General features: G+C 62.0%; 2 protein-coding genes and 1 pseudogene. All 3 read left to right on the top strand.

Annotation, left to right across the window (positions count from 1 at the left end; all coding sequences use genetic code 11):
* Window positions 1-180 (top strand): annotated as a pseudogene (locus AAIL68_RS17375) (C4-dicarboxylate ABC transporter substrate-binding protein); the annotation flags it as partial.
* A 4-nt stretch (window positions 181-184) separates the two neighbouring features.
* Window positions 185-679 (top strand): TRAP transporter small permease, encoded by a 495-nt coding sequence (locus tag AAIL68_RS17370; RefSeq protein WP_347141042.1) that lies wholly within the window; start codon window positions 185-187, stop codon window positions 677-679.
* A partial coding sequence (locus tag AAIL68_RS17365; RefSeq protein WP_347141041.1) for a TRAP transporter large permease occupies window positions 672-1959 on the top strand: 1288 nt, incomplete at its 3' end. The genes AAIL68_RS17370 and AAIL68_RS17365, both read left to right, overlap by 8 nt.

Raw genomic sequence — 1959 nt, 5'->3', positions numbered from 1 at the left:
GCCTATGTGGACGAGGTGGACGCATCCGGTGTCGCCCAGATGCAGGAAGCCGGCATGACGGTGAACGAGTTGTCGCCCGAGCAGAAGGCCGCCTTCCGTGACGCGCTGGCGGAGCCTTACAAGAACTACGAGGCACAGTTCGGCAAGGAACTGATGGACCGGATCCAGGCGGTCGAGTGATCAGGTGCGCCGTCTCGAAAATGCCTTTGTGACGCTTAACGGTACCGTGCTGGTGCTTGGGCTGATGGCGATGTCGGTCATGCTCGGCTGGAATGTCCTTGGTCGCTATCTCACGGGCAATTCGCTGAGCTGGGCAGACGAGGTGGCGCGCTATTCGATGATCTGGCTGACCTTTCTCGGCAGTGGCCTTGCGCTGCGAGAGGGTGCGCATGCCGCCATCACCAATGCACAGGACGCGCTGCCTGGCCCGTGGCAGCGCGCCATGCGCGCTCTGATCCTGCTGGTGCTTCTGGGCTTCTTTGCCTTCATGGTGTGGGTGGGCATCGACTATATGAACCGCATGGCGGTCCAGCGGTCTGCCGCGCTGCGTATCCCGATGAAATGGATTTATGCGGCCATGCCGGTCGGCTTTCTGCTGATGATCGTTCATCTGGCATTGATGGCGCCGCGCTATCTGCGGGCCGGCCTGCAACATCCGGAAGAGAGTGCCCTTGGCTGAGATAATGATCGTCGCCTTCCTGATCCTGATGATCATGGGGGTTCCCATCGCATTCAGCCTTGCCATGGCGGCCTTTGCGGCGGTGGCCATCGACGGGCGCTATCCGATGGTCGTCGTGGTCAAGGAGATGTTCACCGGTCTCGACAGCTTTCCGCTTCTGGCGGTCCCGTTCTTCATCCTTGCGGCAGAGATCATGTCCACGGGCGCAATATCCCGCATGTTGCTGCGGTTCGCGTCGCAATTCGTGGGCCATTTGCGGGGCGGCCTGGGCTATGCAAACGTTCTGACAGGAACACTGTTTGCAGGGATTTCAGGGTCGGCGCTGGCTTCGGCCGCAGGTCCGGGGGCGATGATGGCCCGGATGATGGAGCGCAGCGGCTATTCCAGGGCCTATGCCGGCGCGCTGACGATTTCGGTGGCGGTCGTGGACCCGATCATACCGCCTTCCATCACGATGATCATCTACGCGCTGCAGGACCGCAATGTCTCGGTGGGATCGCTGTTCATGGCGGGGCTGCTGCCCGGCCTGCTGATCTCTGCCCTCATCGCTGGCGTGAACTGGTGGATCAGCCGCACGCGCAACTATCGCAGCCTTGAGGCGCGCCCGCCGGCCTCGCAGATGCTGCGCAACACCATCGCCGCCCTTCCCGCGCTGCTCCTGATCGTCACCATCGTCGGCGGCATCCGCGGCGGCATCTTCACCCCGACCGAGGCGTCTGTGGTGGCAGTCTTCTACGCCATCATCGCCAGCGCAGTCATCTATCGGGGCTTTACCTTCGCGGATCTGTGGGGGGCATTCCTGCGCTCGGCCATCATGTCGGTCGCCGTGCTGATGATCCTCGCCTCGGCCCGCGCTTTTGCATGGGTGCTGATCATCGAAGGCGTTCCACAGACCATGGCCAATGCCGTGATTGCGATGGACCTGTCGCCGATCGCCTTCCTCCTGATGGTCAATCTGCTGCTGCTGTTCTTCGGCATGTTCATGGACCCGCTTCCCGGGGTCATGATCCTGGTCCCGATCCTGGCGCCCATCGCCTATAACCTCGGCATCGCGCCGGATCACTTTGCCATTATCGTCATCGTCAACCTGACGTTCGGGCTCATGACCCCGCCCGTGGGGGGTCTTATTTTCGTGGTTGCCTCGGCCACCAAGCAGAAGCCGTCCGCGCTGGTCCGCGAAATGCCACCCTTCTTCGTTGCGGCAATTGCGTCGCTGCTGATCCTGACCTTTGTGCCAGCGCTGTCCACCTGGCTGCCCAAGATCAGCGGTTTTGCCCATT

This window comes from Paracoccus sp. SSK6 (assembly GCF_039770665.1).
GTDB lineage: Bacteria > Pseudomonadota > Alphaproteobacteria > Rhodobacterales > Rhodobacteraceae > Paracoccus.
The sequence above is the reverse complement of the archived record's forward strand: the minus strand, read 5'-3'. Positions and strand labels throughout refer to the sequence as shown.